This is a genomic window from Hafnia alvei (assembly GCF_034424155.1).
Lineage (GTDB): Bacteria > Pseudomonadota > Gammaproteobacteria > Enterobacterales > Enterobacteriaceae > Hafnia > Hafnia alvei.
The window spans coordinates 2734053-2760836 of record NZ_CP139992.1 but is presented as its reverse complement, the minus strand read 5'-3'; the positions used below and the strand labels follow the sequence as shown (position 1 = coordinate 2760836).

General features: G+C 47.6%; 25 protein-coding genes and 2 tRNA genes. 19 read left to right on the top strand and 8 right to left on the bottom strand.

The window, feature by feature from the left end; all coding sequences use genetic code 11:
- The 5 genes from U0008_RS13045 to tmaR all read left to right on the top strand — a co-directional run bounded on the left by U0008_RS13045 (position 1) and on the right by tmaR (position 5368).
- Complete coding sequence (locus U0008_RS13045) at positions 1–903, top strand: sugar phosphate nucleotidyltransferase (protein WP_043493882.1); 903 nt, start codon at positions 1–3, stop codon at positions 901–903.
- Between the two features lie 14 nt (positions 904–917).
- A complete protein-coding gene (gene galE, locus U0008_RS13040) occupies positions 918–1934 on the top strand; it encodes a UDP-glucose 4-epimerase GalE (RefSeq protein ID WP_043493816.1) in 1017 nt (338 codons plus the stop codon).
- Positions 1935–1982: 48 nt separating this feature from the next.
- Positions 1983–3149 (top strand): nucleotide sugar dehydrogenase, encoded by a 1167-nt coding sequence (locus U0008_RS13035; RefSeq protein WP_043493813.1) that lies wholly within the window; start codon positions 1983–1985, stop codon positions 3147–3149.
- 230 nt (positions 3150–3379) lie between these two features.
- Complete coding sequence (gene gndA / locus U0008_RS13030; protein ID WP_043493810.1) at positions 3380–4792, top strand: NADP-dependent phosphogluconate dehydrogenase; 1413 nt, start codon at positions 3380–3382, stop codon at positions 4790–4792.
- A 252-nt stretch (positions 4793–5044) separates the two neighbouring features.
- Entirely contained in the window at positions 5045–5368 is a 324-nt protein-coding gene (gene tmaR / locus U0008_RS13025; RefSeq protein WP_025798203.1) for a PTS system regulator TmaR, read from the top strand.
- A 180-nt stretch (positions 5369–5548) separates the two neighbouring features.
- Here the strand turns inward: tmaR and U0008_RS13020 are convergent.
- Both U0008_RS13020 and U0008_RS13015 read right to left on the bottom strand, forming a co-directional pair.
- A tRNA-Asn gene (locus tag U0008_RS13020) sits at positions 5549–5624 on the bottom strand.
- A 202-nt stretch (positions 5625–5826) separates the two neighbouring features.
- A tRNA-Asn gene (locus U0008_RS13015) sits at positions 5827–5902 on the bottom strand.
- Positions 5903–6077: 175 nt separating this feature from the next.
- On the opposite strand from U0008_RS13015, the gene U0008_RS13010 reads away from it, so the two are divergent.
- The 5 genes from U0008_RS13010 to U0008_RS12990 are packed head-to-tail and all read left to right on the top strand — an operon-like array spanning position 6078 to position 9253.
- Positions 6078–6524 (top strand): PPC domain-containing DNA-binding protein, encoded by a 447-nt coding sequence (locus tag U0008_RS13010; RefSeq protein ID WP_025802340.1) that lies wholly within the window; start codon positions 6078–6080, stop codon positions 6522–6524.
- Positions 6521–7102 (top strand): ECF transporter S component, encoded by a 582-nt coding sequence (locus U0008_RS13005; protein ID WP_043493807.1) that lies wholly within the window; start codon positions 6521–6523, stop codon positions 7100–7102. The genes U0008_RS13010 and U0008_RS13005 overlap by 4 nt, the downstream gene beginning before the upstream one ends.
- Positions 7102–7824, top strand: coding sequence for an energy-coupling factor transporter transmembrane component T (locus U0008_RS13000; RefSeq protein ID WP_043493804.1), 723 nt, complete (start codon positions 7102–7104; stop codon positions 7822–7824). The genes U0008_RS13005 and U0008_RS13000 overlap by 1 nt, the downstream gene beginning before the upstream one ends.
- Positions 7794–8606: an energy-coupling factor ABC transporter ATP-binding protein gene (locus U0008_RS12995; RefSeq protein ID WP_051874149.1), complete on the top strand. Its 813-nt coding sequence runs from the start codon at positions 7794–7796 to the stop codon at positions 8604–8606. The genes U0008_RS13000 and U0008_RS12995 overlap by 31 nt, the downstream gene beginning before the upstream one ends.
- Positions 8600–9253, top strand: a complete 654-nt coding sequence (locus U0008_RS12990) for an energy-coupling factor ABC transporter ATP-binding protein (RefSeq protein ID WP_043493802.1) — start codon at positions 8600–8602, stop codon at positions 9251–9253. Before U0008_RS12995 ends, U0008_RS12990 begins: the two co-directional genes overlap by 7 nt.
- Here the strand turns inward: U0008_RS12990 and mtfA are convergent.
- From mtfA to U0008_RS12970, 4 genes are all read right to left on the bottom strand, one after another.
- Entirely contained in the window at positions 9246–10040 is a 795-nt protein-coding gene (gene mtfA, locus U0008_RS12985) for a DgsA anti-repressor MtfA (protein ID WP_043493800.1), read from the bottom strand. The two genes, U0008_RS12990 and mtfA, sit on opposite strands and share 8 nt — an antisense overlap.
- 161 nt (positions 10041–10201) lie before the next feature.
- Positions 10202–12394: a sensor domain-containing phosphodiesterase gene (locus U0008_RS12980; RefSeq protein ID WP_043493797.1), complete on the bottom strand. Its 2193-nt coding sequence runs from the start codon at positions 12392–12394 to the stop codon at positions 10202–10204.
- A gap of 430 nt (positions 12395–12824) precedes the next feature.
- Positions 12825–14459, bottom strand: a complete 1635-nt coding sequence (locus U0008_RS12975; protein WP_043493794.1) for a phosphoethanolamine transferase — start codon at positions 14457–14459, stop codon at positions 12825–12827.
- A 276-nt stretch (positions 14460–14735) separates the two neighbouring features.
- The gene (locus U0008_RS12970) at positions 14736–14918 is read right to left on the bottom strand and encodes a GDFGVC terminal motif YodC-like protein (RefSeq protein ID WP_040044585.1); all 183 of its coding nucleotides are present in this window, start codon (positions 14916–14918) and stop codon (positions 14736–14738) included.
- Positions 14919–15343: 425 nt separating this feature from the next.
- Between U0008_RS12970 and efeU the strand changes: the two genes are divergently transcribed.
- From efeU to U0008_RS12925, 9 genes are all read left to right on the top strand, one after another.
- Entirely contained in the window at positions 15344–16189 is an 846-nt protein-coding gene (gene efeU / locus U0008_RS12965; RefSeq protein WP_025802322.1) for an iron uptake transporter permease EfeU, read from the top strand.
- A 44-nt stretch (positions 16190–16233) separates the two neighbouring features.
- A complete protein-coding gene (gene efeO / locus U0008_RS12960) occupies positions 16234–17358 on the top strand; it encodes an iron uptake system protein EfeO (protein WP_043493791.1) in 1125 nt (374 codons plus the stop codon).
- A gap of 65 nt (positions 17359–17423) precedes the next feature.
- Positions 17424–18722, top strand: a complete 1299-nt coding sequence (gene efeB / locus U0008_RS12955) for an iron uptake transporter deferrochelatase/peroxidase subunit (protein WP_043493789.1) — start codon at positions 17424–17426, stop codon at positions 18720–18722.
- Between the two features lie 221 nt (positions 18723–18943).
- The gene (gene norV / locus U0008_RS12950) at positions 18944–20341 is read left to right on the top strand and encodes an anaerobic nitric oxide reductase flavorubredoxin (protein ID WP_025802316.1); all 1398 of its coding nucleotides are present in this window, start codon (positions 18944–18946) and stop codon (positions 20339–20341) included.
- A gap of 10 nt (positions 20342–20351) precedes the next feature.
- Positions 20352–21494, top strand: a complete 1143-nt coding sequence (norW, locus tag U0008_RS12945; RefSeq protein WP_043493785.1) for an NADH:flavorubredoxin reductase NorW — start codon at positions 20352–20354, stop codon at positions 21492–21494.
- Between the two features lie 18 nt (positions 21495–21512).
- Complete coding sequence (locus U0008_RS12940) at positions 21513–21857, top strand: TehB family protein (RefSeq protein ID WP_040044580.1); 345 nt, start codon at positions 21513–21515, stop codon at positions 21855–21857.
- 180 nt (positions 21858–22037) lie between these two features.
- Positions 22038–23189, top strand: coding sequence for a flagellar biosynthesis protein FlhB (flhB, locus tag U0008_RS12935; protein WP_043493782.1), 1152 nt, complete (start codon positions 22038–22040; stop codon positions 23187–23189).
- Positions 23182–25257 (top strand): flagellar biosynthesis protein FlhA, encoded by a 2076-nt coding sequence (flhA, locus tag U0008_RS12930; protein WP_043493780.1) that lies wholly within the window; start codon positions 23182–23184, stop codon positions 25255–25257. Before flhB ends, flhA begins: the two co-directional genes overlap by 8 nt.
- Positions 25257–25661 carry a flagellar protein FlhE gene (locus tag U0008_RS12925; RefSeq protein ID WP_043493777.1) on the top strand — a complete coding sequence of 135 codons (405 nt, stop codon included), beginning with the start codon at positions 25257–25259 and terminating at the stop codon, positions 25659–25661. The genes flhA and U0008_RS12925 overlap by 1 nt, the downstream gene beginning before the upstream one ends.
- A 246-nt stretch (positions 25662–25907) precedes the next feature.
- Here the strand turns inward: U0008_RS12925 and U0008_RS12920 are convergent, their stop codons facing one another.
- On the bottom strand, positions 25908–26333 hold the full coding sequence (locus tag U0008_RS12920) for a flagella synthesis protein FlgN (RefSeq protein ID WP_025802302.1): 426 nt from the start codon (positions 26331–26333) through the stop codon (positions 25908–25910).
- Between the two features lie 13 nt (positions 26334–26346).
- Positions 26347–26646 (bottom strand): flagellar biosynthesis anti-sigma factor FlgM, encoded by a 300-nt coding sequence (gene flgM, locus U0008_RS12915; RefSeq protein ID WP_025802300.1) that lies wholly within the window; start codon positions 26644–26646, stop codon positions 26347–26349.
- Between the last annotated feature and the right edge of the window lie 138 nt (positions 26647–26784).

Here is a 26784-nt window from a genome sequence, read left to right as displayed (position 1 = left end):
ATGACTAATCTAAAAGCCGTCATTCCTGTCGCTGGCCTTGGCATGAAAATGCTGCCTGCAACTAAAGCTATTCCAAAAGAGCTTTTGCCAATAGTTGATATTCCGCTTATTCAGAAGATTGTTAATGAGTGTGTTGCTGCGGGCATCAAAGAGATTATTTTGGTCACTAACTCTTCGAAGAATGCAATCGAAAACCATTTTGATACTTCTTACGAGTTAGAAGCATTACTGGAAGCTCGTGTGAAGCGTCAGTTATTGGCTGAAGTACAGTCAATCTGTCCGAAAGGCGTGACGATTAATAGCGTACGCCAGCACAAGCAACTTGGCTTGGGTCATGCCATTCTTTGCGCCAAACCACTAGTGGGTAATAATCCGTTTGTAGTGGTGTTGCCTGATATCCTTTTAGACGACTCTACCTATGATGCTTCGAGAGAGAATTTAGCATCGATGGTACAGCGTTTCAGTGAAACTGGACGTAGCCAGGTACTTGTACAATCTACACCGATTGAGGAGTTATCTGAGTATTCGGTTATTAACTGCGATAACGAGGTATTAGAGCCTGGGCAAACTGCTCGTATGACTTCTATTGTAGAAAAACCTGAAAATGCCGAAATGTATAATTCAGATTTATCAGCAGTAGGACGCTATGTTCTGTCAGGTTCTATCTGGCCAATTTTAGAGACTACTGGCTATGGTGCTTGGGAGCGAATTCAACTTTCTGATGCTATAGCGACACTTCTCCTACATTTACCTGTCGAGGCTTATCGAATGGTGGGCAAAGCATACAATTGTGGTGAAAAGCTTGGCTATGCTGAAGCTTTTGTCGCTTACGGATTGAATCATCCGACACAAGGCTCCGAATTTCGGGCTTGGCTGAAAGAACTACAGATGAAGTTGGATTAAATTCAGGAGTTAGTATGGCTATTCTTGTTACTGGTGGTGCTGGTTATATTGGTTCCCATACTGTCCTCGCTCTTTTAGAGCGTGGAGATGATGTTGTAGTTATAGATAACTTATCTAACTCGTCAAGAGAGTCTCTATCTAGAATTGAAGCTTTGACAGGCAAGACGTTGACGCTTTATGTTGAAGATGTTCTTAATCGTAATGCGCTAAGGGCTATTTTTGCGCAGCATAAAATAACAGATGTCATTCATTTTGCTGGGCTTAAATCTGTTGGCGAGTCGGTACAAAAGCCAATTGAATATTATGAAAACAATGTTAATGGAAGTCTTGTCCTTTTAGACGAAATGCTTTCTGCTGGTGTCAAGAGTTTCATTTTTAGTTCTTCTGCGACAGTGTATGGGAATTCGGAGATAATTCCTCTCCATGAAGGGTGCAAAGTTGGTGGAACAACCAATCCTTATGGAACATCGAAATTGATGGTAGAGCAAATCTTGAGTGATGTAGCTTCAGCAAATCCTGAGTTGCGCATTACCTGTTTACGTTATTTCAACCCTGTCGGCGCTCATCCATCAGGCAAAATTGGCGAAGATCCAAGTGGAGTACCTTGCAATTTGCTCCCTTATATTACTCAAGTAGCTATCGGTAAGTTAACTTGCTTATCTATATATGGGGGCGATTATCCAACAAAAGATGGCACCGGAGTTCGTGACTATATTCATGTCATGGATCTTGCTAGCGGGCATTTGGCGGCCTTAGATCATAAAGATAAAGGGGCATCATTTAAAACATTTAATCTAGGAACTGGTGTTGGTTACTCTGTATTAGATCTTATCGCTGCGTTTGAAAATGCTTCTGGTATTAGTGTGAACTACAAACTTGTTGAACGACGCCCTGGCGATATTGCTGAATGCTGGTCTGACTCCTCACTAGCTGCGCAAGAACTTGGCTGGAAAGCGACTCGTCAACTGGATGAAATGATGCGGGATAGCTGGAATTGGCAAAAAAACAATCCTGATGGATACACCGTTTAATTTCGCTGTATATAATCATTTCTTTATTTTGCTTAAACAAGGCTAGCTATGAAAATAGCAATCAGCGGTACAGGCTATGTTGGGCTGTCAAACGGTGTTTTGATTTCTCAGCATCATGAGGTTGTTGCATTAGATATCCTCGAGTCAAAAGTTAATTTGTTAAATCAGAAAAAATCGCCAATTTCTGATTCTGATATTGAAAACTATCTGATCAACAAGCCTCTCAACTTCCGCGCAACCATCGATAAAGAAGATGCATATCTAGGCGCTGACTTTGTCATCATTGCAACGCCAACGGATTACGATCCTAAAACCAACTATTTCAACACAACGTCGGTTGAGTCAGTCATTAGAGATGTGCTGACGATAAATCCTGATGCGGTGATGGTGATTAAGTCAACGGTGCCAGTTGGTTACACGCAGAAAATTCGTGAAGAGTTTGGGATTGATAACATTTTCTTCTCACCTGAATTTTTACGTGAAGGGCGCGCACTTTACGATAATCTTTATCCGTCGAGAATTGTGATTGGTGAACGATCAGAGCGGGCAGAGAAATTTGCCGCACTGCTAGTTGAAGGTGCAATTAAAGAAGATATTCAGGTTCTTTTCACTGATTCAACTGAGGCAGAGGCCATTAAATTATTCGCCAATACCTATTTGGCGATGCGTGTGGCTTACTTTAATGAGCTGGATAGCTATGCAGAAGCGCTTGGTTTGAACACGCGTCAGATTATTGATGGTGTCTGCTTAGATCCCCGTATCGGTAATCATTACAATAATCCATCGTTTGGTTATGGTGGATATTGCTTACCGAAAGATACCAAGCAGCTACTGGCTAACTATTCATCAGTACCAAATAATCTCATCGGCGCTATCGTTGATGCAAACCGCACGCGTAAAGACTTTATTGCCGAATCGATTTTGTCGCATCAGCCGAAAACGGTAGGCATCTACCGTCTAATCATGAAGAGCGGTTCCGATAACTTCCGGGCGTCGTCGATTCAAGGGATCATGAAACGCATTAAAGCGAAAGGCGTTGAGGTAGTGATCTATGAGCCGGTGATGGAAGAAGATAGCTTCTTTAATTCGCCAGTGATGCGCGATCTGGACGCATTTAAAGCACGTTCTGACATTATTATCTCTAACCGCATGGATGAGCAGTTGATGGATGTGGCGAATAAAGTCTATACCCGCGATCTATTTGGCGGCGATTAATCCTTAGTGAGCACGCGAGTTCGTGAACTAAATGTAAAAGCCCGCTTGCGGGCTTTTTTTATATTTTAAACTCACAGTTTTAGCAAACGTATGCGTACACCTTCTGAACGCTTGAAACATCTATCGCATCAATCGCTATCCCATTAACTGCAAGCTGAGTTAACATAGCTGCCACACATGTGCTGTGAGGAGAGTCCTCGCAGGTATCATCCCTTAGACAGGAGTTTCCAATGTCCAAACAACAGATCGGCGTTGTCGGTATGGCAGTGATGGGGCGCAACCTTGCGCTCAACATCGAAAGCCGCGGTTATACCGTATCCATCTTTAACCGTTCCACGGACAAGACCGACGAAGTCGTTGCTGAGAACCCGGGTAAGAATTTAGTACCTTATTATACGGTACAGGAATTCGTTGAATCCCTTGAGAAGCCTCGTCGTATCCTGTTGATGGTGAAGGCTGGTGAAGCTACCGATAAGACTATCGATTCTCTGAAGCCTTATCTGGAAAAAGGCGACATCCTGATCGATGGCGGTAATACCTTCTTCCAAGACACGATTCGTCGTAACCGCGAACTGTCTGCCGAAGGTTTTAACTTCATTGGTACCGGTGTTTCTGGTGGTGAAGAAGGTGCGCTGAAAGGGCCATCGATCATGCCTGGTGGTCAGAAGCATGCCTATGAACTGGTTGCTCCTATCCTGAAAAAAATTGCTGCAGTTGCAGAAGACGGCGAAGCATGCGTAACCTATATCGGTTCTGATGGCGCTGGTCACTATGTAAAAATGGTTCATAACGGTATCGAATACGGTGATATGCAGCTGATTGCTGAAGCGTATTCTCTGCTGAAACATGGTTTAAATCTGTCTAACGATGAACTGGCAACAACCTTTACCGAATGGAATAAAGGCGAACTGAACAGTTATCTGATCGACATTACCAAAGATATCTTCACCAAAAAAGATGAAGAAGGTAAATATCTGGTTGATGTGATCTTGGATGAAGCTGCAAACAAAGGCACCGGTAAATGGACCAGCCAGAGCTCTCTGGATCTGGGCGAGCCGCTGTCATTGATCACCGAGTCAGTGTTTGCGCGTTACATCTCCTCGTTGAAAGATCAGCGCGTCGCAGCATCTAAAGTACTGTCTGGGCCGAAAGCTCAGGTCTTTAGTGGTGATAAAGCTGAGTTCGTCGAGAAAGTTCGCCGTGCGCTGTACCTCGGCAAAATCGTTTCTTACGCGCAGGGCTTCTCTCAACTGCGTGCTGCATCAGAAGAATACAGCTGGGATTTGAACTACGGTGAGATTGCTAAAATCTTCCGTGCCGGCTGCATTATTCGTGCACAGTTCCTGCAGAAAATCACTGACGCCTATGCTCAGGATGACTCAATTGCAAACCTGCTGCTGGCTCCGTACTTCAAGCAAGTTGCTGATGAATACCAGCAAGCGCTGCGTGACGTGGTGTCTTACGCTGTACAGAATGGTATCCCAACGCCAACTTTCTCTGCTGCGATTTCTTACTACGACAGCTATCGCTCGGCGGTACTGCCGGCTAACCTGATTCAGGCGCAGCGCGACTACTTTGGCGCACATACTTATAAGCGTACTGACAAAGAAGGTGTATTCCACACCGAGTGGCTGCAAGACTAATATTTTGCGCATTTAAGCGTAGATACCTAAATCCGGGCTTGCCCGGATTTTTTTCGCCAAAAATCGATGCGTTTGCGCAAAATTGCAGCATTTAGTCATCTTTATTCACTATTCGAGGTGTTTTTATCATGTTGCCGAGTGGCTAAACTGGGTAATATAAGAATAGTGAGAGGCTATAACTCGAAGCCGTGAAACGGTATCTTGTTAGTCACAGCCTGATTTGAAGTTTTCTACTTAAGCAAAGGTATCAAGATGGAAAATGTGAATAAGCCGACTTTCCAAAACGTTCTGGAATTTGTGCGTATGTTCCGCCGTAAAAACAAGTTACAGCGTGAAATCGTGGATAATGAGAAAAAAATCCGTGATAACCAGAAACGCGTATTGCTGTTAGACAACCTGAGTGAATACATCAAGCCAGGTATGAGTGTTGAAGCGATTCAGGCGATCATTGCCGATATGCGTGGCAACTACGAAGATCGTGTTGATGACTACATCATCAAGAACGCCGATCTGTCTAAAGAGCGTCGTGAGCTTTCCAAAAAGCTTAAAGCGTTGGGCGAAGGCGAAGCTAAGTAAGATCCTATCCCACAGGCAGGGCACTCCGCTCTGCCTGCACCCCCATTAGGTTGTTCCATTCTTATCACACCATGCGTATTTTTTGATGAAATCCCTCGCTCGCTTAGATTCGGTTTGAATATAAAGTGTGTAATAAAAAGCAAAAAACCCGCTTAGTTTCCTAAGCAGGTTTCTTAAATATGGCTCCTCTGACTGGACTCGAACCAGTGACATACGGATTAACAGTCCGCCGTTCTACCGACTGAACTACAGAGGAATCGTTTGAACGAGGCGAATAATAGCGGCCTGCCATGAGACTGTAAAGCCTAAATCGCTATTTTTACGCTGTTCGCTTATCTTCTAAGCAGAATGATGAATATTTGTCTCTTTGCCACTAATTATGACTGAAAAGCGAAGCAAGCTTTTTTGCTGAAAACCAAAAAGCCCGCTTAAGTTTCCTTAAGCAGGCTTTTCAAATATGGCTCCTCTGACTGGACTCGAACCAGTGACATACGGATTAACAGTCCGCCGTTCTACCGACTGAACTACAGAGGAATCGTTTGAACGGGGCAGATATTAGCGAGCACGGCGGTGACTGTCAACGGCTAATTAAAATAGTGAGATTGATTGCTGATTAAGTGCACAAAAAGCTAAAACTTTGTTCTTTATCGCAAAGTAACTCTTTTATTTTTCTTACTATTGTGCGGTTTAATCACATACTGGAATACTTATGCGTGCTAAGGATTTAGTCTCATCGAGCCAGTTCTATCCCCTCAGACTGCTGCCGGGAACAGAGTTAATTGCCGAGTTAAGGCAGTTTATTGCAAATAATCATATTAAAGCTGGTTGGATCGCTTCGGTAGTTGGAAGCCTCTCGACCGTTTCATTGCGGTACGCTGGATGCGAGCGCACTAGCTTAATTGAAGGGAAATTTGAAGTTATCGCCCTCGGTGGAACTTTAGATAGCCAATTCGAACATCTGCATATGTCGGTTGCCGATGAAACCGGACGAATGATCGGCGGCCATGTTATGCCTGGAAATATCGTTAGAACGACGTTAGAAGTCATCATTGGTGAGCTGTGTGATGCCGATTTTTCGCGTCAGCACTGTGTTTTATCTGGCTACGAAGAGTTAGCTATCGCACCCCGCAACAATCTTAAGGATGAGCGTAAATGAAAGAGAAACGCCAATTTTCTAGCCGTAGCTTAGTTCTGATTGTCATTTGTGTCGCGATTAACATGATCGCAGGGCAGATGATTTCTATGCTTAAACTGCCACTTTTTTTAGATTCGATTGGCACGGTGCTATGCGCAGTGCTGGCGGGACCGTGGGTTGCGTTGTTTACAGGGCTAGTGACTAACTTACTCTGGGGGCTTTTAACTGGCCCGATTGCGGCTGCTTTTGCGCCTGTTTCCATGGTTATTGGCTGTGTTGCCGGTGTGATGGCGCGTGCGGGGTGGTTTAAATCGTTTGGCCGTGTCGTGATAACTGGCGTAGTAATCACATTGTGTTTAACGGTAGTCGCTGTGCCTATTCGAACTTATCTGTTTGGTGGTGCGACAGGAAGCGGTGCTGACTTCGTGGTGGCTTATTTGCATGCTGTGGGCGAAGGGCTGCAAGAGTCCGTTGCCTTCACCGTTGTCGGTGTGAATCTCATTGATAAAATCTTAACCGTGTTGATCGTATGGGCGCTTCTACGCCGCATGCCAGAGCGCACGCGCCATAATTTCCCTCATATGGCTCCGATACGTTAATGCATGCTTTCACATGGCTAGCGCTCTGGCTCTGGTATTCCGTTAGCGCGCTGTTTCTACCTCTGCCGATTCTCATGGGGTGGGGCATGGTGCCTGTGGCCATGATTATGATGTGGCCACAAGCTCGCTGGCGTATCAAAATTGTGATGGTATTTATGATCCCCATGGGGATGGGGCTGTGGCTCGTTCATAGCCACTGGCTGCAATCGTTGTTTTCTCATAGTGACAAAATCAGTTTTGCCGCTCCCATCTTTGCCGTCGAATTGTGGCTACGCCTGCTCGTTTTCTTCGCCGCTGCCCAACTGTGGCTGCAAAAGGTGCCCACTCAGCTGTTTGTTGCTGCCTTATTCTCTAGCCGTTTACCTGTTGGCATCGCTTATTTGTGCGCTGGCCCTCTGCTGCTTAAGGAGCAGCTTAAGCAGCAATTAGCCTCGATTAAAGAAGCGCAAAGCGCGCGTGGCGTGAGTTTTGATGGCACCCTTATTCAGCGGCTGAAAACGATTGTGCCATTGCTTTCACCTCTACTATTGCAAAGCCTCAATGATTTAACTACGCGAAGTTCTGCGCTAGATGCGCGGGCATTTCGTCGCTATCCACATCGTACCGTGCTGAAACCTATCTTCGAACATCGCTGGGAGCCCTTTTTACGCGTTGTTTTACTTTGCTGTTTGCTCGTCGAAGGAGGTGCGTTTTGGCTTTATCACTCGATATCGATCGGCTAGTGGTGGATGTGCACGATGTTTTTCAGCTAGGGCCAATAACCTTAAAACTAGAAGAAGGACAATGGCTTGCCGTTCTAGGGGGCAATGGTTCTGGAAAAAGTCTGCTGGCTAAATTTTTGGTTGGCGTTCTTGAGGCTCGCTCGTTGCGGCATGTTGACGGTAGGGGCGAGGTGTTGGGGAGCAACATTTTGCTTGAGAATGAGATGAAACACACTTGCCAGTGGGTTCAACAATCGCCCTATTTACAGTTCTCTGGCTGCTGCTTTACCGTTGAGGATGAAATAGCCTTTGGACCACAGAATTTAGCATTGCCTAAAGCTGAAATAATGAGTCGGGTGGAGACTGCGTTGACGCGCTTTAAGTGCCAACATCTCCGGTTACGTAACCCTCAAACGCTATCGGGTGGCGAAGCGCAGAGGGTATTACTCGCCTGTGCTTTGGTCATGCATCCAAAATTATTAGTGCTCGATCAGGCGTTAGGGCGATTAAGCCAAGAGGCAACGTACCAAGTACTGGATGCTATTCAATGCTATGTGCAAGAGTTGCAGTGTTCGGTGATTATGCTTGAACATCGTCTTTTCCCTGCGGCAGATTATTGCCCGCAGCGTGTATTACTGAAAGAAGGCAGTACTAGCTCTTTTGATGAAGCGCTTCCTACGTCATTAATGCAACAAGTGGTATTGCCCGAACAGCTGAAAACTGAATTGCTGCAAGAAACTCAGAGTCTCAATGAGATATCGCAGGTGTTTACTCCTTTTATGCGAGGCTGCCAGCGATGCTAAACATAGAAAATATGGCGTTTGGTTGGGAGGCGGAGAGTGACTGCCTTCAAGATGTGAACTTGCATATCAAGCATGGTGAACAATGGGTGATTACCGGAGAAAACGGTGCGGGGAAATCGACTCTGCTTCGGCTCGCTGCGGGCTTACTTAAACCGAGCAGTGGATCGGTGTATTTGAATGGCGTAGATCTTGCGCAATTGAAGTCAGTAGAAAAATCGGCCCAGATTGGTTTTTTATTTCAGGAAGTTGAACGTCAGTTGTTCCATAGTTCAGTACGAGATGAAATCCGGTTTGGACTGCGGTTACAGCGTTTGTCGTCGGCAATTATTGAGGCGCGAGTTCAACATGCTCTCGAAACATGTGGCTTAGCCGACGTTGCGAATAAACACCCGCTCGATTTACACAGTGGACAGCGCCGTATGGTCGCCGTTGCGTGCCTATGTGCTATGCGGCCCCCCTTACTCCTTTTAGACGAGCCGAGCCGAGATTTTGATCCGTATTGGATGGGGATTTTTGAAGCTTGGTTGGAAGAAAATCGTCATCAAGGAACTACCGTGATAGCGATAAGCCACGACCCTGAATTCTCTCTGCGTCATTTCCAACGCACTATTCTGGTCAATGAGAGAACAGCACGAATAGCTATTTAACATTCATGGCGCACAGATCGCTCGCCTGTGCGCGCTGCTGTCGAGCAAGTGGGTCCTGCTGATAGAATTTTACAAAATGCGCATACATGCAGGGAAAACGTCCGTAGAGTAGTTCCGGTGCGCTAAAAAAGTATTCAGAAAGCACTGCAAAGCATTCTGCTGGTTCGCTTGCTGCATAAGCATCAAGGCTGGTGGCTGCCTCTCCGACAACGTCCACTTCGTCTTGAATCGCGTTCATCGCCGCTTGCAGATCATATTCCCACTGAGCAACGTCTTTAAGCGCAATGGGGGGAATACCGGTAGCGACGCCAGCGTTACGCATATCGAGCTTATGTGCCGTTTCATGGATGATAAGGTTATAGCCAGAAAGATCGAAAGAGTCTTTCACATCCATCAAGTTCAAGATAACCGGTCCCTGCGCCGAACATTGTCCTGCTTGCACCATAGGGCCGGTATGAACGAGGCCGATGTCATCTTGCCATTCTTCATGAAAAATAAAAGGCTCAGGGTAGAGCAGAATCTCATGAAAGCCATCAAGCCAATCAATACCAAGTTCGAGCACGGGGAGTGAAAAGAGTAACGCGATGCGAGCCTCAAGCAAGGGGGAAAGACAGAGCTCCTGTAATGGAACAATGCGTTTCAGCTGTAAGAATTTTGAGGCAATCAGCGTTAATTTATACGATTCGGCTGGTGTGAGGGTTGCAAGCAGAGGAATAGCTAACGCCTCATCCCAGGGATAATTGGCAAGAGGGCGATTTTCACCTGCGTTCCAAGGCCACTTAATCATTAGAATGCTCGCAACATGATGGTTTATTCACCACTGTTTTATCATGAAAAAGCGTAAGGATAAAACAGTAAACTAAGGCGCGTAGATAATCACTTTTTTTACAATTAGTCTGTGATTAAGCCCACGCTGTTGCTCGCTTGAATAAATAAATCAATATGTTGCTATGTAATAATTAAAGGCTCGGGTTTGCCTAAAAGATACCCTTGCAGATACTCTACGCCCAAGGTGATCAATACATCGCGCTGTTCTTGTGTTTCCACGTATTCCGCGACGACTTTTAATTTCATTTCCCCCGCAATTTCGCAGATAGATTTTATGATCATCTGATCAACGCGGTTGCTAGTAATGTTTTTGACGAAATAACCATCGATTTTGATGATGTCGGCATTCAACTTTTTTAAACGCTCGTAGTTGGCAAATCCGGTACCAAAGTCGTCAATGGCAATTTGAAAATGATAGTCGCGTAACGTACTGATGCAATGGTGGGCAGCCGCGGCATTGATGAAGCCTTGCTCTTCGGTCACTTCAAAAACAACGGCAGAAGGGGGAACTTGGTGTTGTTCAAAAATAGCAATGATGCGCTCGGCAATACGGTGCTGCATCAACGTTAGAGGCATCAGATTAACGGAGAAGCATATTTCTTCTGTATCTAGATTTTGCGACCGTATGTATTTGACCACGTTTTCTACCATCAGCAGATCGAAGCGTGGACTCAGGTTAAATTCTGCAATTAAAGGAATAAATTTATCTGGCGTAATAATCTCATTGTTATCTTTTAGACGTGCCAAAATTTCGTAATAGCGGGTGCCATTTTTGTGCTCAATCGGCTGTGCATGCAGCATGATGTTATTTTCATTAAGGGCATTTTTGATTTTTTGTAACAGCACCACACGGTCTGAAACCTGACTTGCGACGACCTGATTGCCTTCATCGAGGCATAAGAGACGATCCTCTTCACATGCTTTTTCGCACAGATAACTTAGCTGGCCAATGCAGCGATGAAGGTTATCGGTGTCACGATTAAATTCGCCGTAAGATAATCCATAGTGCAGTTCAACCTGAATATTATTCCAGCTTAGCGGATATTCTTTGAGCTTTTGGCGGAGTGCATTTAAACGGGGAATATTCTCGTCTTCACTGCCAGATAGAAAAATAAGTAAATCGCAGCTAGGCAATTGATATACATGCTCACCGCTGTCTAAGTGGCTATGGATGATGGCAGCAATACTTTGTTTACAATGGATCCGCATACGAAGCCCATAATGACGGCTAAGCAACTCAAGGCTGGAAAGATGCAGGTGACACAGCACGCCTTTAGGATGTGCGCGGACATGATGTTCGAGCGCACGTAAATTGGGTAGCTTCGTCATGGGATCGGTCAACGCCATTAGCGCGTAGACTTTCTGCATCCAATCACTTTTCTTAAACATCATCGACAGATAAAAAATAGAAACAGTGAATGCGATAAATACCGAGGAGATAAAGGTAAGCTCAAAGGCATTATTGGCGATGTGTAAAAAACTTTTGCTATAGGTTAGTAGCATAAGAGCAGTAAACGACCACAGCATAATGATTAAGCGGGTACTAAAGCGTTTGATGCCGTAGTTAAAATGAACAAATATCGCGGGGGCAACAAAGCCTGAAAACAATACGGTATTGAAGGGTAAGCAAAATACAATCAAGAATAGGGCAAGTAATACAAACCAACAGATATTGATTAAGCGGCCTTCATTGCTCACTGCCAACTTTAGGTCAAACAAGAAAAAGGTTCGAGCATAGCGCCAATTTAGCAACATTCTTATGCCGTAATAGAATATGATGCTAAAGATAACCGCAGCGATGATCAGATTTTGAATATTGATCAGCGTATAGACATCAGCACTCAGACTAAAATAGCGCTCAAGCGTTGGCGGTGCGTCGATGAGCGTGCCGCAAGCCACAATCATGACCTTCATCCAGAATGGGGCAATTAGCCCTAGCCAAAACAGGCGTACACCGATCCCTTTATTGCCGATATTATAGCGCCAGCGTTTGCCTAAAATTATCTCAACGATCCATGAGCAGCCAGCCAAAGGGATAACGATACTCAAGGTCATTGCCACTGCCGATGAGGGCGTGAAGAAAGGGATCATCAGATAGCTGAGGCAGTACGCCGCCGTCAGCGGGATTAATACATTTCGCCCAAATAGCAGGATCATTGCCGTCGCTAAACTGACGGGTAAATAAGCTAAATGAACGTTCTCGTAATAGATAACGGCATGCGGAGAGATACTGCGAGCGATGGAGAAAAAAAGCAGAGTGACAATAAACGCCGTTATTTGTTTTCTCAAGTTTGAGCTGAATTTAAAAGCCATCGCGAGTTCGCATTAGTCGGTTAGAGTTAATGTAAAAATATAATTTCACCGCATACATTCAAGCGTATAGGAGAATGATATCTGTAGATTACAGTAGAACTGAAAATTCTCTGAATAGCTGAATTGTGACATTTATTATCTATTTTTTCAATTAAACTAATAATTTACATTATAAAAACAAATATGAAGTGGAGGCGTGTTCATTCAGGTTGTTAATCTGCGGAAGAGTTTATTCCGCAAGGGGATTAGTGCTTACAAATACAAGGCCATTATGGCGGAAGTTTTATTACCGGAGTTTCCTCTGCTCTCTAACTCTAAGGAATGTGGTGCATTTGTTATGAGTAATTTAATTCAAATAAAAAAGCCACGTTGTATTCGTGGCTTTCTAATAATTCAAATTGTGATAACGATCATCCTATTCATGGCGCTATCACGGTTTCGCTGTCCGGCAGCTTTTAAGAATATCCAAGCTAGGATCGTATTCCTTAGTCTGCACATTCATCATGGCCAGCATGGTATGGAAGAGATTATCGTGTGAATAGTCGTTTGTCTTGGCCAGCTTGGCGACACAATCACGATCGATTCCATTGGCTTGAACAAAGCCATCTGATAGCCACATTTCCATTGGGACCTTAGTTTGCTCATCAGGTGCAAACTTATAAGGTGTTCCATGTAAATACAAACCGTCTTCGCCCAATGATTCACCATGGTCAGACACATAATACAACGCAACGTTATAGTCTTTTTCGTATCCTTTAAGCCGTTGAATGAACTGGCTCACAACATAGTCCGTATACCGGATGGTGTTATCATAGGTATTCACTAATTCCTGCTGGGTACAGTTTTCAATATCACTACGCTGGCAGTCAGGGACAAAGAAACGAAACTCTTTAGGATAGCGTTTATAGTAGGTTGGACCATGGCTGCCGATAAGGTGGAATGCTAGCGTCTTATTTTTCCCATCTGCTGGAATGAGCTTATCCAAATCGTTTAATAGCACGGCATCGTAGCAGGTTTCGCCATCGCAAAGATTTTTGTCGCTGTTCGCTGGCACTATTTGTGTTGGGATGCGATCGCAGGCGCCCTTACATCCTTCATCATTGTCTTTCCAGTAAGTAGACACCCCTGCTTTTTGCAAGATATCCATCAATCCTTCACTGTTGCGGGCAATGTTATTATCAAAGTGTGTACGCGGCATATTCGAGAACATACAAGGCACTGAAATGGCCGTTGCTGTACCACATGAACTGACCTTTGAGAAATAAATCAGGTCGGGTTCTTGGCTGGTATAAGGGTTGGTTGGGCGAGCATATCCCTGTAGCTGCTGATTCTGATGGCGAGCCGTTTCCCCAACGATTAGAAAGACCAGCGTTGGTTTACTGCCCGTTTTCTGCACCAGTTTCGCATCGTCACCGATTTTACGGAACGGAATGGGTTTGGTCAGATAGCGGCGATTAATATACTGCGAAGCGCTATAGAGATAGTTAGTTGGCACAATCTCCAAATTTAGCGAGCGGTTATTACGTCCAACGGACGCGTAGTCTTGGTAATAGAGGCTAGCAACCAACGCAATAATCAAAAGTGACACCAGCATAGAAACTAAACGCAGCCCAAAGCGGGCGAGAAAGCCGTGCGCATAGATAATCTGGGTTCTCATTAATATCACGCAGGGCAGAATGCCGGTGAATAACACCCACAATACCACCGAGAAATTGTAGTACGACGAAGCTTCGGCGGGATTGGTTTCAAAAATGTTTTCAATCATCGAGCGATCGAAAATGATCTTGTATTTCAATTGCGCATAGCTAGCAAAGGCGCTGACCACCAGAATGATGCAAAAGAAAGGTTTGAAAATCGGTTTAAACGTGAACGGAGTAAAAACAAAGTTCAGGGCAGCAATCAGCACCAGTGGGATTGAAAATGCAAAGCCAAGCTTATAGTTATCTAGCGAAGTCAAAATTCGATAGAAATGCAATAAAATCGGTAAGTTAACTACGAGAGTAAAGTAAATGGCCAAAATAATGGTCAGTGATAAAAAACTGACTCTCAACGCCTTTCGCTGCAAGGTAAACGCTCCCCAAAACCTGTTAAATGACCATGTCTTATAGAACAGTGGACAAGAATTAAGCGTAATAAATAAAACCGCTTTATAGTGGGGCAGATTAGCGAGCCAAACTTAAGATAGCCTTAAGCTATCAAGGCTTCAGGTGATAAGAACTCAGCGAGTGAAAACGGCTGAGCGTTTCCATAGTGAATGATATTTTGTAATAAAAAAAACGCCGCTTGGGTTATCAATGCGGCGTTAAATCATTGGGCTGATTAGATGAAAATTTGCCAGTAATTAGCAAACGCCAAAATCACCGTCTTCTTGATAGAGGGCCAGATGGGAAGCCGTTATAGTTTCCTGTTTTTCGTTTCCTAGTTCATTCCATGAACAGGTAATCTCATTGTCGTTAACCGCGACAACAGTCATACGTGGGCCACCGCTGGTTTTTTGCACGCTATCACCAACTGAAAAACTCATGCTTCTCTCCTCAATACATCGGGCTAAAGAATAAACAGAAACTGTTTATCTTATTGAATATTTGGATATTCAAAGATATTCAAATAAGGAATGAATTATAAAATAGACTAAGCTGGCCCAGATAAATAGTGAAAAGAACCGATGTCTATGGTGATAAAAATTGAATAACTTTCCAGTGATGTCGATGCCTATTTTTCACTCGCATGGTTCTTTATTTCTCTGCAAAAAATTCCACTTAAAAAAACCATTGCTTTGTTTTTAAAAGTTATTTTCATTTCAAATACCAGAAGGTAACAACTAGCCACACTTTAATTCACAAATAATATGAGGTGAACGCTTGTTTTTTTATTAACAGTAATGATAATCGGTATCATTATTTTTACGGTTCTTTACATGCGCATTGTGCGCAGGCAAGAGAGAAAAGCATGTTTGTTCCCTTCCTCATCATGTTCCGCGAAGGCCTTGAGGCTGCGTTGATCGTCAGTCTTATCGCCAGTTATTTAAAGAGAACCCAGCGTTCGCAGTGGTTGGGCGTCGTCTGGATTGGTGTAATCCTCGCCGCTGCGCTCTGTTTAGGATTGGGGATCTTCATCAATGAAACTACTGGCGAATTCCCACAAAAACAGCAGGAATTGTTCGAGGGACTGGTTGCCGTGGTCGCGGTCTGCATTCTGACCTACATGGTTTTCTGGATGCGTAAAGTTTCCCGCTCGGTAAAAACACATCTCGAAGGGGCGATTGATAACGCACTCAGCGCAGGCAAAGGTCAGGGCTGGGCGCTGGTAGCGATGGTTTTCTTCGCCGTGGCGCGAGAGGGACTAGAGTCGGTCTTCTTCCTATTGGCGGCATTTCAGCAAGATGTTGGCGTTCAGGCGCCCATCGGCGCGGTACTGGGTTTGGTCGCAGCAATTCTCGTCGGCATGATGATTTATTGGGGGGGGATAAAACTGCACTTAGCTAAGTTCTTTAAATGGACAAGCCTCTTCATTCTGTTTGTTGCTGCAGGCCTTGCCGCAGGTGCTATCCGCGCTTTTCATGAGGCTGGGCTATGGAATTATCTGCAAGATATCGCCTTCAATCTCACCGACGTGCTTTCAACCCATTCACTGTTAGGAACCTTTTTAGAAGGCATTTTAGGCTATCAAGAGGCCCCTTCGGTGAGCGAAGTGTTGGTCTATTTCCTGTATCTGATCCCAGCACTGATTTTCTTCTTCATGCCACAGCGCACAGATGTCGCGGCGGTAAACGGTAAAGCAGGTCATTCACGCTAATGAGTTTTCAATACTATTATCCTATTTTTCAGGGAGTTATTTCTATGTCTAGCACGACTTTTCGCCGCACTGCGCTGTCTTTAGCTTTACTGACTTTACCTGCGACCGCGGCACTTGCCGCTGACGCATTGCCGCAGGTGAAAATCGCGGTCAATGACAAACAGTGCGAGCCGATGACGCTCACAATTCCTGCCGGAAAAACCCAGTTCATCGTGCATAACAACAGCCAAAAAGGTCTGGAATGGGAAATCCTTAAAGGCGTCATGGTGGTGGAAGAGCGCGAAAACATCGCCCCAGGGTTCACCCAAAAAATGACGGCAACCCTTGAGCCGGGCGAATACGATATGACCTGCGGGCTGCTCAGTAATCCGAAAGGAAAAATCATTGTTCAAGCCGCCGACGGCGCAGCCGCGGTAAAGACTGACGCAATGGCGCTGGTGGGGCCGATTGCAGAATACAAAATTTATGTCATGCAAGAAGTTAAGCAGCTGGTTGAGCAGACTAAAGCCTTCACCGATGCAGTGAAAAAAGGCGATCTGGCAACGGCACAAAAACTTTATGCTCCAACGCGTCAGCATTATGAACGTATCGAACCGATTGCAGAATTGTTCTCCGATCTCGATGGCAGCATTGATGCGCGTGAAGACGACTACGAACAAAAGGCCCAAGATCCTAATTTCACCGGTTTCCACCGTCTAGAAAAAGTGTTGTTTGGTGACAAAACCACCAAAGGAATGGACGGCTATGCGGATCGTCTGATGAAAGACGTGCTCGAACTACAAACCCGCGTGACGACGCTGACCTTTGCTCCAAGCAAAGTTGTCGGTGGCGCGGCAGGTCTTATCGAAGAAGTGGCTGCAAGCAAAATTAGCGGTGAAGAAGATCGCTACAGCCGCACCGACCTGTGGGATTTCCGTGCCAACGTCGATGGTGCGCAAAAGATTGTGAATCTGCTGCGTCCGATGCTGGAAAAAGCGAATCCTCAGCTGCTCGCCAAAATTGACGCCAACTTTAAAACCGTTGATTCCATTTTAGACAAATACCGCACCAAAGACGGCTATGAGTCCTATGAAAAACTCACCACCGCAGATCGCAATGCGATGAAAGGACCGATCACTGCGCTGGCAGAAGATTTGGCACAGCTGCGTGGTGTGTTAGGGCTCGATTAAGATCCTCGATGCGCTTAGCACGCTAGTTGCACAAAATTGGGATTCGAAATACTGGGGTTAGAGAAATGAGTGGTAAAGGATGCCCGATCACCGGGCTGACAGGGGAGGCCGAAATGCCTTCCCGCCGCCGTTTACTGTTAGGCGCTGGCGCATTAAGCGGCGCCTTGGTATTAGGTGGAGCAGTGAAGGCCGATACCGGCACCAAACCGTTAGCGACGGATAAATCCCCCGAGAATGCGCGCTGGCAGAAGCAGCCTTTCTATGGGGAACACCAGGCTGGCGTACTGACGCCGCAGCAGGCTTCAGCCATGCTGGTGGCTTTTGACGTGCTGGCGACGAATGCTCAAGATTTACAACGCTTAATGAAACTGCTCACCGAGCGGATTGCCTTTTTGACGCACGGCGGCGAAGCCCCGCACGCAGATGCCAAATTGCCACCGATGGATTCCGGCATCATGGGGCCGGACATTTATCCTGATAATTTGACGATTACCGTGTCAGTAGGGGATTCCCTGTTCGATCAGCGTTTTGGCTTGGCTGCGCTCAAGCCGCTTCAATTGCAAAAAATGACGCGTTTCCCTAATGACTCGCTGGATGCGGCGATCTGTCACGGCGACCTGTTGCTCCAAATTTGCAGCAACAGCAACGACAGCGTGATCCACGCACTGCGCGACATTATCAAATACACGCCCGACTTACTCAGCGTGCGCTGGCGGCGGGAGGGCTTCATCTCAACCCATGCGGCACAAAGCCATGGCAAAGAAACGCCGATCAATCTTCTGGGTTTCAAAGATGGTACGGCAAACCCAAACGCCGACGACAAGCCTCTGATGAACGACATTGTGTGGGTCAGCGCTGACCAAAAAGAACCAGCATGGGCGGTGGGCGGCAGCTATCAGGCGGTGCGGATTATTCGTTTCCGCGTGGAGTTTTGGGATCGCACACCGCTGCAAGAGCAGCAAACAATTTTCGGTCGTGATAAAGCGAGCGGCGCGCCACTCGGCATGACGCATGAACACGATGAACCGGATTACACTCAGGATCCTGAGGGAAAAGTGATTCCGCTGGATGCGCATATTCGTCTGGCTAATCCTCGCACTCAAGAAACGCACAGCAGCTTAATGATGCGTCGGGGCTACAGCTATTCACAGGGCGTATCCAATTCCGGCCAGTTGGATATGGGATTGCTGTTTGTGTGCTATCAGCACGATCTGGATAAAGGCTTTATTACCGTGCAAAAACGCCTGAACGGCGAAGCGTTAGAGGAATATATCAAACCGATCGGTGGTGGATATTTCTTTGTTCTACCTGGAGTGAAAGATAAAAATCACTATCTGGGCGAGGGACTGTTCCAGAAGATTTAGCTGAAATATGAATGAGATAAGAACCTAAACTCACTATTTTAACGCCAGCATCTTGCTGGCGTTTTTTGTTTTCACCGCCAAAGCTCGCAGATACTCCTCAAGGATTACCTCAAGAAAAAGTGCATTCTTTAAGTTGCATTTGAAATGCATATTAAATACTATAATTGCAAAGACGCATTTGAAATGCATATTTAAGAAAGAGCAATAATCAGGAGTGGGTCATGGCTATTCAGGTAAAAAACAACGTCTACTGGGTTGGTAAACAAGACTGGGAACTGCGCGAGTTTCACGGCAGCGAATACTCGACTCACAAAGGCTCTAGCTACAACAGCTATCTGATTAAAGAAGAAAAGAACGTTCTGATCGATACCGTCTGGACACCTTACGCCGCCGAATTTGTGGCGAATTTAGAGCGTGAAATCGATCTCGATAAAATTGATTACATCATTGCCAACCACGCAGAAAGCGACCACAGCGGCGCATTGCCTGCGCTGATGGCCAAAATTCCGAACACCCCCATTTACTGCACCGCCAACGGCGTGAACTCCATCAAAGGTCATTATCACCAAGACTGGAATTTCCGCGTGGTAAAAACCGGCGATTCTATTGATATCGGCAATGGCAAAAAATTAGTGTTCGTTGAAGCGCCAATGCTGCATTGGCCAGACAGCATGATGACGTACATGACGGAAGACGCTCTGCTGTTTAGTAACGACGCTTTTGGCCAGCATCTCGCCAGTGCGTGTTTGTTCAATGACGAAATTGACCAAAACGAACTGTATAACGAATGCATCAAGTACTACGCCAATATCCTGACGCCGTTCAGCAAACTGGTCACGAAAAAGATTGAAGAGGTGTTATCACTGAATTTGCCGCTCGATATGATCTGTACTTCGCACGGCATTATCTGGCGCGATAATCCGGCGCAAATCGTTGAAAACTATCTCAAATGGGCAGACAGCTATCAGGAAAACCAAATTACCCTGATTTACGACACCATGTGGAACGGCACGCGCACCATGTCTGAGGCGATTGCTCGCGGTATTCGTCAGGCCGATCCTAGCGTGGTGGTCAAACAGTTCAATCTGGCAAACTCAGATAAGAATGACGTACTGACCGAAGTGTTTAAATCCAAAGGGATTTTAGTTGGATCTCCAACGGTCAATAACGTGATGCTGCCGCAGGTGGCAGGGTTACTAGAAGAGATGCAGGGCCTGCGCTTTACCGGCAAAGCCGCGGCGGCGTTTGGTAGCCACGGCTGGAGCGGTGGTGCCGTCGACCGTATCTCTTCGCGCCTGCAAGATTGCGGATTTATGATGATGCGCGGTATCAAAGCAGAGTGGAAACCGACTGAAGACGCGGTTGCTCAGTGTGAAGCCTTTGGCGCTGAATTTGCCCGCCAGCTTGGTGCTCCAGCATGTTGTGACAGCGGTTGCGCAGGCGCAGAAAAATCCTCTTCAGGTAAATGGATCTGCCGCACCTGTTCATGGGTTTACGATCCTGAACTGGGTGAGCCAAATCAGGGCGTTCCGGCCGGTACCGCATGGGAAGATGTGCCAGACAGTTTCCTCTGCCCAGTGTGCCTGATGGGTAAAGACGACTTCTATCCTGCCGATTGAGGAACAGACTATGGCTGAGAATCATCCTGTCATTATTGTTGGAAGTGGTCATGCAGGGCTGCAACTGGCGCGCAATGTGCGCCGGTTACAGCCGACCTCAGGGTTAGTGATGATTTGCGCCGATGACGGCGTAGATTACGCCAAACCGCAGCTGAGCCATGCTTTTAGCCAGCAACAAAGCGCAGAGCAGTTGACGCGCAAAACCGCTCAGGAACTGCGCCAAGAGCTAAAAATGATGCTGCTCACCGAACAGCGCGTTGAGGAAATTCATCCCGCGGAACAAACGATTGTGGTCAACGGTCGTACGTTGGCCTATAGCAAACTGGTTTTAGCCACGGGGGCTCGCGCTTTTGTTCCTCCGGTAGCGGGAGATGCGAGTGATGACATCAAAACGCTCAACAGCCTGCAAGAATATCGCCACCTGCGTGAACGAATGATGCAAGGCGAGCGAGTTTTGGTGCTCGGCGGTGGTTTGATCGGCACTGAAATTGCGCACGATCTCGCCGTTGCGGGTAAACAGGTTAGCGTATGCGATCCTTCCGCGCAGCTTCTGGCGAATCTTTTGCCTGAGTTTGCCGCGCAGCGACTGGCAGAAACGTTACAAACGCTATCTTGCGAGCTTTTGCTGAACAACACGTTGGAGATGCTACAGCGTCTGCCTCACGGCGTGCGAGCGACTTTCACTAACGGAGAAGCTCGTGAGTTCGACCATGTTATTTGTGCCGCAGGCCTACGCCCAAATAGCGAGCTTGCCGCACAGGCGGGGCTGAACGTTGAACGCGGCATTGTGGTTGATAGCCAGCTTCGTACCTCCGATCCCGATATTTACGCCTTGGGTGATGTGGCGCAGATCGATGGTCGCTTATGGCCGTTCTTACAGCCGATTTCGCAGTGTGCCGCCGCGTTGGCTAAAACGATCGCGGGTGAACCGACCCACGTCACGCTGCCGGTGATGCCAGTCAATGTAAAAACGCCGCGTTTCCCGCTACAGCTAGCGGGGGAAACACGGGCTGCCGACGTAGATTGGCAGATAGAACAGGATGCCGACAGCCTGCTGGCAAAGGCCTATCGCGACGAAAAATTAGTGGGTTATATCGCGGGCGGTACCGCTCAAATGCAAGGTTTGGCGCTGCTGCGTCAGCTCTCAATATAAAGTGAAAAGGTGAAGACTATGTTCAAGATCCCAGCAAACTATCATGTTACTCGTAGCACACCGTTCTTCAATCGCCAGACCGTACCTGCGGCGCTGCTAAGCCACCACAACACCAAAGCCGGGGTGTATGGCCGACTTTCTGTGATGCAGGGCGCGGTCAAATATTATGGTTTTGCCAACGAACAGGCGCAGACGCCAGAAATTGAAGTCACTATCAATGCAGGCCAATTTGGCGTTTCACCGCCGCAATACTGGCACAAAGTCGAGCTGCTGACCGAAGACACCTATTTCAATTTGGATTTCTTCGCTCAAGATAGCGCGGATGCCGAGAAGAGCGATTTAACCAAAGTGGTTGATTGCTAACCTCTAGCACTGTGTCTCTCGTTGTTTTACCTCCTCCCCAAGCAAGGGGAGGATCAACCTCAAACGATCCCGCAATAAACCTAAATTTCTCCCCTTTATTCTCGCCATGGCTTTTTTTCTCATCTGTCATCCTATGCACTGACTAATTTTCATCTTTAGCAAAAGCCTTGGGATTGCGCGGTGTCAGAAGATAGCGATCTAGAAAAAACAGAAGACCCCACATCCCACAAACTTGAAAAAGCACGTGAGAAGGGGCAAGTACCGCGTTCACGTGAGCTCACCTCGATGCTGATGCTGGCGGCGGGTATTTCTATTCTATTGATCGGCGGAGAGCATTTGGCGCGCCAGCTTTCGGCGATGATTTCGCAGGGCTTACAGTTCGACCAGCTATTAATAAGCAATGACAAACAGATGTTGCGCCAGCTTGGCAACTTATTGCAGCAGGCCGTGGCGGCGCTCATGCCCGTGCTGTTGGGGTTGATGATGGTCGGCTGGGCCGCGCCGATGCTGATCGGCGGTTTTTTCTTTAATCCGGGTTCGATCAAGTTTGATTTAAGCAAGATGAGTCTGCTGTCGGGATTAAAGCGCTTGTTTTCCAGCCAGGCACTAGCGGAGTTGTTGAAAGGCGTGCTGAAGGTGGTTCTGGTTAGCTGGGTTGCCGGGTGGTTTATCTGGCATTACTGGGGACAAATGCTGGCCTTAATTGCAGAGTCGCCACTCGACGCGATGGGTGATGCGCTGCATCTGATTGGGATGTGCGGGTTGTTGATTGTATTAGGGCTGGTGCCGATGGTGGCGTTCGACGTCTTCTACCAGATCTGGAGCAACATCAACAAACTCAAAATGACCAAGCAGGAAATCAAAGACGAATTTAAAGAACAAGAGGGCGATCCCCATGTGAAGGGACGCATTCGCCAGCAACAACGTGCTGCCGCGCGTCGCCGCATGATGAGCGATGTACCTAAGGCCGATGTGATTGTGACCAACCCGACACACTATGCGGTGGCCTTGCAGTATCAGGAAAACAAAATGAGCGCTCCAAAAGTGTTAGCGAAAGGGGCCGGAGAAATCGCGCTACGTATCAAAGAGCTGGGGAATCAGCATCGAATCCCTCAGCTAGAAGCACCGCCGCTCGCCCGTGCGCTCTATAAACACAGCGAGATTGGACACCATATTCCCGCCACGCTTTACGCCGCGGTTGCCGAAGTTTTAGCGTGGGTCTACCAGCTAAAACGTTGGCAGAAAGAGGGCGGTTTAGCACCGAAGAAACCACAAAACTTGCCAGTGCCGGAAGCACTGGATTTTGCCGGAGAGAAGACCACCGATGAGTAATTTGGCTGCGTTATTACGCATACAGGGAATGAATGGAGCCCAGTGGAAGGTGCTGGCTGGCCCAATCCTGATCCTGATGATCCTTTCCATGATGGTGCTACCGCTGCCGCCATTCATTCTAGATTTATTGTTTACCTTCAACATTGCGCTGTCGATTATGGTGCTGCTGGTGGCGATGTTTACCCAGCGCACGCTGGAGTTTGCGGCGTTCCCCACCATCCTGCTGTTCTCCACCTTACTGCGACTCTCGCTGAACGTGGCATCCACGCGCGTTATCTTGCTGGATGGGCATACCGGTGGTGCCGCAGCGGGTCGGGTTATCGAAGCGTTTGGTCACTTCTTGGTAGGCGGTAACTTTGCCATCGGCATCGTGGTCTTCATCATTTTGGTGCTGATAAACTTCATGGTTATCACCAAGGGTGCGGGGCGTATTGCTGAAGTTGGGGCTCGCTTTGTTTTAGACGGTATGCCGGGCAAACAGATGGCGATTGACGCCGATCTTAACGCCGGTTTGATTGGTGAAGATGAGGCGAAAAAACGCCGCTCCGAAGTGACGCAGGAAGCCGACTTCTACGGTTCCATGGACGGTGCGAGTAAATTCGTGCGCGGTGATGCGGTTGCGGGGCTGATGATCATGGCGCTCAACGTGGTTGGCGGACTGCTGGTGGGGGTTATTCAGCACGGTATGCCCGTTGGGCAAGCGGCGGAAACCTACACCTTGCTGACCATCGGTGACGGGCTGGTTGCGCAGATCCCTGCGCTGGTTATCTCCACCGCGGCGGGTGTGATCGTGACGCGCGTCAGTACCGATCAAGACGTTGGCGAGCAGATGGTGAACCAGCTGTTTAGCAATCCACGCGTCATGATTTTAAGTGCTTCGGTGCTCGGGCTATTGGGCCTTGTTCCGGGGATGCCAAATCTGGTGTTCCTGCTATTTACCGCAGCATTACTGGGTATTGCCTATTGGATCAGCAAGCGAGAAGGGCGCGCGGCACCTTCGCAGGCAGAGCAAGCCATCCCTGAAGCGCCACCGGTAGTCGAAGCCACGTGGGAAGATGTCCAGCTTGAAGATCCGCTGGGTCTGGAGGTGGGCTATCGCCTGATCCCAATGGTCGATTTCCAACAAAACGGCGAATTGCTCGGGCGTATCCGCAGCATTCGTAAGAAGTTTGCACAAACCATGGGCTTTTTACCGCCGGTGGTACATATCCGTGACAATCTGGAGCTCAGTCCGTCAGGCTATCGTATTCTGCTCAAAGGGATTGAAGCGGGACGCGGTGAGGCACATCCGGGCCGCTGGTTGGCGATTAATCCGGGCAGCGCGGCGGGCACCTTAGAAGGCGAAGCCACGGTCGATCCGGCGTTCGGTCTGCCTGCTATTTGGATTGATAACGCCCTGCGTGAACAAGCGCAGATTCAAGGCTTCACCGTGGTCGAAGCCAGCACGGTAGTGGCAACGCACCTCAACCACTTGGTTGGAAATCATGCCAGCGAACTGTTTGGTCGCCAAGAAGCCCAGCAGCTGTTAGAGCGCGTTACGCAGGAAATGCCTAAGCTGACCGACGATCTGATCCCGGGCACCGTCACCCTCACGACGTTGCACAAAGTTCTGCAAAATCTACTGGCGGAAAAAGTCTCAATCCGCGATATGCGTACGATCATTGAAACGCTGTCTGAACATGCGCCAACGCAAAGCGATCCTTATGAGTTGACGTCGGTGATCCGCGTGGCGCTAGGCCGTGCGATTACTCAACAGTGGTTCCCAGGCGAAGGCGAGATTCAAGTCATTGGTTTGGACACGCCGCTTGAGCGCTTGTTATTACAGGCATTACAAGGCGGTGGTGGTTTAGAACCCGGTTTGGCCGATCGCTTATTAGAGCAGGCGCAACAGGCATTGCAGCGTCAGGAATTGCTCGGCGCACCGCCGGTATTGCTGGTCAACCACGCGCTGCGCCCACTGCTCGCGCGTTTCTTGCACCGTTCGTTGCCTCAGTTGGTGGTATTGTCAAATATGGAAATCAGCGACAACCGCCAGATACGAATGACGTCAACCATTGGTTCAGCATAATGAAACGCGTAATCTCACTCGCTCTTTTGATGATCTCATCCGGTTGTGCCAGCGCCGCGGGCGGTAGTTGGTCGGCGGATAGCACTGGTGCAACGCTCAGCCATAAGGGCGTAAGCGTCACGTCACGTTCGTTAAGTCCTTCGGTGGGAATTCCTGCTGGAGCCACGATTCAAGATGTGGTTTGGCGTTATCAACTGCTCAATCCTGCGCCAGCAGGATTAGCAGTACAGCTTTGCTCTCCGCTACGTTGCTTTTGGCTGGACAGTGCCAATGGACAAAGCTCTGCGCTACAAGGCGAATCCGCCGCATCTCCGCTGACGATGACGCTACAAATCCCGGGCAAAGGCGTGATTTACCCACCGGTGCGTGTGGTGAGTCAGCAGGTGATTGTGAATTATCGCTGAGGCGAACCATCTCACCTTTTTAAACATTGACGAGCGCTAATACTCATCCCTCCCTTTAATGGGGGAGGGAATCAAACCGTGTAGATATCTAGGAACCTCGATCTGCTTTTCTTTTAAAAAAGGAAGGTTATCTATGCCGTAGGTGGGGAAGTACAAATGCTATCTTCGAGATATAAGAATATCTTAATCTGCTCCTCCCCCTGCGAAGGGGGGGAGGCTGGGAGGGGGTATTTCTGAAAGTAAGAACTAAATACTCAACTTTCTACCCGTAATCATCCCGCTTTGCGCTTGTCCATCAGGGCCATACAGCGACTGGCCATGACGGCTTTTCAGCGTATCCAGTGCGCCTTGATTGCGAGTGAGGTGTTGGTTAAGCAGCATGCCGTTGTGCTGGTTCATATCGTGTAATCTCTTGGTGAGATCCATGATGTTTTGCCACAGCGTGGAAAGTTCGGCATCTTCTGAATAGGGGGCTTGATCGCCGGTATTATGACGATGCTGTTCCTGATGGCGAAGCGTGGCGAGCAGATTCTCTTTTTCTAACGTGGCGGCCTGTAAACGCACTGCGTCTACACGACCGGCACACAATAGTGACTGTTCGTTTTCAAGCTCAACTTCAAGCGTTTTCAGGGTGTCCAACATGTGTTGCAGCACGTCTAACGTTCCGGGCATAAATGACTACCTGTCAGTCGTTTGATTTCAGTAAATCGTGGGTGTCCTGCAACAGCGCGTCGGCAATTTTTCCGGTATCCATGCTCAACTCGCCGTTGCGGATAGCCAGCTTCAACGCTTCAACGCGTTCAACGTTGATATCTTGGCCGTTAGGCTGCATCAAGCGTGACTGCGCATCGCTTAATTTAACCTGTGCGCCGTCAACCGCAGGTTGGCTGGCTGCCTCTTTGCGTTTCTGTTGCTGAATTTCGGATGCTTCTCTTGGCTGAATCGGGCTTACACCGCTCAGCGAATGGGTGCGATCTATGCTCATTGTCATTATCTCACTGGTTAGTTGGCGCTAGCCTGTTCTGTCATTAAACACAGCGACAACGTGTTTTTCTCTGTTTGTACCATCGGCCCGGCAGCCAATAACTTTAGTCATAATTGCTTTTTTCGCTCGATTTATTGC

What these genes read in the sequence shown, in the direction of transcription:
- U0008_RS12970 (WP_040044585.1), bottom strand. Translation starts at nt 14,918, where the DNA reads ATGAGTTTTTCAGTTGGTGATAGCGTGCAAAAAACCAGCGGTGGCCCA.
- galE (WP_043493816.1), top strand. Translation starts at nt 918, where the DNA reads ATGGCTATTCTTGTTACTGGTGGTGCTGGTTATATTGGTTCCCATACT.
- U0008_RS12980 (WP_043493797.1), bottom strand. Translation starts at nt 12,394, where the DNA reads ATGGCTTTTAAATTCAGCTCAAACTTGAGAAAACAAATAACGGCGTTT.
- flhA (WP_043493780.1), top strand. Translation starts at nt 23,182, where the DNA reads ATGAGTAATTTGGCTGCGTTATTACGCATACAGGGAATGAATGGAGCC.
- U0008_RS12920 (WP_025802302.1), bottom strand. Translation starts at nt 26,333, where the DNA reads ATGCCCGGAACGTTAGACGTGCTGCAACACATGTTGGACACCCTGAAA.
- gndA (WP_043493810.1), top strand. Translation starts at nt 3,380, where the DNA reads ATGTCCAAACAACAGATCGGCGTTGTCGGTATGGCAGTGATGGGGCGC.
- U0008_RS13010 (WP_025802340.1), top strand. Translation starts at nt 6,078, where the DNA reads ATGCGTGCTAAGGATTTAGTCTCATCGAGCCAGTTCTATCCCCTCAGA.
- efeB (WP_043493789.1), top strand. Translation starts at nt 17,424, where the DNA reads ATGAGTGGTAAAGGATGCCCGATCACCGGGCTGACAGGGGAGGCCGAA.
- efeU (WP_025802322.1), top strand. Translation starts at nt 15,344, where the DNA reads ATGTTTGTTCCCTTCCTCATCATGTTCCGCGAAGGCCTTGAGGCTGCG.
- U0008_RS12990 (WP_043493802.1), top strand. Translation starts at nt 8,600, where the DNA reads ATGCTAAACATAGAAAATATGGCGTTTGGTTGGGAGGCGGAGAGTGAC.
- U0008_RS13005 (WP_043493807.1), top strand. Translation starts at nt 6,521, where the DNA reads ATGAAAGAGAAACGCCAATTTTCTAGCCGTAGCTTAGTTCTGATTGTC.
- efeO (WP_043493791.1), top strand. Translation starts at nt 16,234, where the DNA reads ATGTCTAGCACGACTTTTCGCCGCACTGCGCTGTCTTTAGCTTTACTG.
- U0008_RS13035 (WP_043493813.1), top strand. Translation starts at nt 1,983, where the DNA reads ATGAAAATAGCAATCAGCGGTACAGGCTATGTTGGGCTGTCAAACGGT.
- U0008_RS12940 (WP_040044580.1), top strand. Translation starts at nt 21,513, where the DNA reads ATGTTCAAGATCCCAGCAAACTATCATGTTACTCGTAGCACACCGTTC.
- U0008_RS13000 (WP_043493804.1), top strand. Translation starts at nt 7,102, where the DNA reads ATGCATGCTTTCACATGGCTAGCGCTCTGGCTCTGGTATTCCGTTAGC.
- norV (WP_025802316.1), top strand. Translation starts at nt 18,944, where the DNA reads ATGGCTATTCAGGTAAAAAACAACGTCTACTGGGTTGGTAAACAAGAC.
- tmaR (WP_025798203.1), top strand. Translation starts at nt 5,045, where the DNA reads ATGGAAAATGTGAATAAGCCGACTTTCCAAAACGTTCTGGAATTTGTG.
- mtfA (WP_043493800.1), bottom strand. Translation starts at nt 10,040, where the DNA reads ATGATTAAGTGGCCTTGGAACGCAGGTGAAAATCGCCCTCTTGCCAAT.
- flgM (WP_025802300.1), bottom strand. Translation starts at nt 26,646, where the DNA reads ATGAGCATAGATCGCACCCATTCGCTGAGCGGTGTAAGCCCGATTCAG.
- U0008_RS13045 (WP_043493882.1), top strand. Translation starts at nt 1, where the DNA reads ATGACTAATCTAAAAGCCGTCATTCCTGTCGCTGGCCTTGGCATGAAA.
- U0008_RS12925 (WP_043493777.1), top strand. Translation starts at nt 25,257, where the DNA reads ATGAAACGCGTAATCTCACTCGCTCTTTTGATGATCTCATCCGGTTGT.
- norW (WP_043493785.1), top strand. Translation starts at nt 20,352, where the DNA reads ATGGCTGAGAATCATCCTGTCATTATTGTTGGAAGTGGTCATGCAGGG.